This window comes from Collinsella sp. HCP3S3_D1, assembly GCF_052064015.1.
In the GTDB taxonomy this organism is placed as follows: Bacteria; Actinomycetota; Coriobacteriia; order Coriobacteriales; family Coriobacteriaceae; genus Collinsella.
In genome coordinates this window covers 1-1,611 of record NZ_JBQHWK010000038.1, presented here as the reverse complement: position 1 = coordinate 1,611, position 1,611 = coordinate 1, and the positions used below count along the sequence as shown (strand labels likewise).

1 protein-coding gene and 1 pseudogene are annotated in these 1,611 nt (G+C 57.7%); both read left to right on the top strand.

Features of this window, described 5'->3' with window-relative positions; all coding sequences use genetic code 11:
* Positions 1–542: 542 nt before the first annotated feature.
* Positions 543–683: pseudogene (locus ACTNDJ_RS08905) on the top strand (putative RNA methyltransferase); the annotation flags it as partial.
* A 63-nt stretch (positions 684–746) separates the two neighbouring features.
* Positions 747–1,448 (top strand): methyltransferase domain-containing protein, encoded by a 702-nt coding sequence (locus ACTNDJ_RS08900; RefSeq protein ID WP_052241580.1) that lies wholly within the window; start codon positions 747–749, stop codon positions 1,446–1,448.
* The last annotated feature ends 163 nt before the right edge of the window (positions 1,449–1,611 follow it).

Below are 1,611 nucleotides of genomic sequence, written 5' to 3'. Positions count from 1 at the left end.
CGCCCGGTGAAGGCGAGGAAGAAGGGCGTGAAGGGAGCGAAGAGCGTTGCTGCCTAGGCTAGCCCCTTGTCACACAAACTACCGAAGCCTCCTTTTTTCACCTGCTGAAGGTTATCAATCTTCTTATTGAGTATCTCGGCATTCTTTCTTCTGCCAATGCCCTGGCGGGCAGATCCACCCCCCTTTCGGCTGGTTCGGGGGCACAGGCATGCCCTGACGGGCAGATCCACCGCCCTTTCGGCTGGTTCGGGGTCGCAGGCATGCCCTGGCGGGCAGATCAGCGCCTTTTCGGCAGGTTCGGGGGCGCAGGCATGCCCTGACAGACGGCTGCATTGCCCATATGCGTTTTGCGCGCGAGGACCCTGTTGCTCCTGTCAAAAGCGTGGCGAAATGAAGTGGCCCAAAAGAGGGCAGTAGAATACCGAAATCCCAGCTTGAAATAGCTCAGCTATTTGTCACTGTGCGGTTCTGCCTGCTATGATTAGCCATGCACTGCTGGGGAAGACTCATCCGCTAGAATTGCTTGGACGAAAGGAGACGCAATGGTACTCGACAGATACGCGCGATTTGCTGACAGCGCCGACGTGCTCTCTTGCCCCCTTTGCCACAGCGCCCTGAAGCTGCAGGAAGGGAGCCTCGTATGTCCGAAGAGGCACTGCTTCGATATCGCAAAGCAGGGGTACGTAAACCTTCTAGGGCCCTCCAGGCAGTCAGCCCACTACAGCAAAGAATCCTTTGAGAGCCGCATGGCAATCCTGGAGGCAGGGTATTACGACCACGTGAAAGAAGCCGTCCTCACCGCGGTAGGAAGGGCCCTTTCCCCAAGCGAGGGTCCTGCAGCTGTGAACGCGACGCCATTCCGCGTGCTCGACGCGGGATGCGGAGAAGGCTTCTATGCACGTGCAATCCGAGAAAACCTCTGTGTCGACGTGGTGGCGTTTGACCTCTCAAAAGACGCCATGCTGATGGCGGCCCGCCACGATTCCAGAAAGGCGGTCAAATGGCTGGTTGGCGACCTGACGAACATCCCCGTGCTGAAAGGCTCCATCAACTGCGTGGTGGACGTATTCGCTCCCTCGAACTACGACGAATTCAAGCGCGTTCTCACCCCAACCAGAAACGCCTCCGCGCCAGGAGTGCTGGTCAAAGTGGTTCCAGGCAGCAATCATCTTACGGAGCTGCGCCACCTTGCTGAAGGATCTTTGCGCAGCAAGGAATACTCAAACCAGCTGGTGACCGATTGCTTTGAGAAGCACTTCAAGATGACCGACCGCATCAAGGTGACGCGCACCTTCGAGATGTCCGAAAGGGACGTCCGCGTGTTCGCCGAGATGACGCCGCTGCTGTTCGGCATCGACGCGGAGTCCCTAAATCTATCGCGTGTGAAAAGCATCACCATCGAGGCTGAATTGCTGGTGGGCACCCCTCGCTCCCAAGGCCCTTCATGAGCTCAGCCAGCTCATCATCCTCTTAATTGCAGGGCTGAAGGACAGCCCTTGTCAACCGCCCCAGAAGAAATCTGGCTCTTCGGTGGTTTCTGTGGGAGAGATTCCGGCATAGGCCCAGCTCAGCGGGCGAAAACAACGATCTGGAACTGAAACGGCCCCGGGA